Raw genomic sequence first — 429 nt, 5'->3', positions numbered from 1 at the left:
GAACTTCTCCAGGCCGAGCTGGTTGGAGGTCGGGTCCTCCGTACGGACGTTCTGCGCCAGCGGGGCGATGCCGTCGCTGTCGGACAGCCAGGTACCGGTCGCGGTGTTCTTCAGGCCCCACTTCAGGACGTAGTCCAGGCGCCTGTTGCCCGAGTCCGAGTTGATCGGGGCCTTCAGCCTGGCCGGCACGGTGACCGAGTCGCCGGGCAGGACCTCGTCCGGCAGCGCCGTCTGAAGCTGGTTGCCGCCGGTGGTGGCGTCGGTGCCGTCCGGGAGCGACCAGGTGTAGGAGAGCGCGTGGTCGCCCGCCGCCCAGATGCCGGTGGTGGTGTTGGTGAGGGTGACGTCGACGGTGTACTCGTCACCCGGGATCATCCGGGACGGCGTGTACGGGGCGTGGTACGTCGCCTCCGTCGACTTCGTCAGGTA

General features: G+C 68.8%; 1 protein-coding gene. It reads right to left on the bottom strand.

The window, feature by feature from the left end; all coding sequences use genetic code 11:
• A partial coding sequence (locus tag LPA54_RS39705; RefSeq protein WP_228985262.1) for a hypothetical protein occupies positions 1-429 on the bottom strand: 429 nt, incomplete at both ends.

The organism is Streptomyces sp. DH12 (genome assembly GCF_020873895.1).
Taxonomy (GTDB): Bacteria; Actinomycetota; Actinomycetes; order Streptomycetales; family Streptomycetaceae; genus Streptomyces.
Note: the sequence above shows the minus strand (reverse complement) of the source record. Positions and strands in the feature narration are given on the sequence as shown.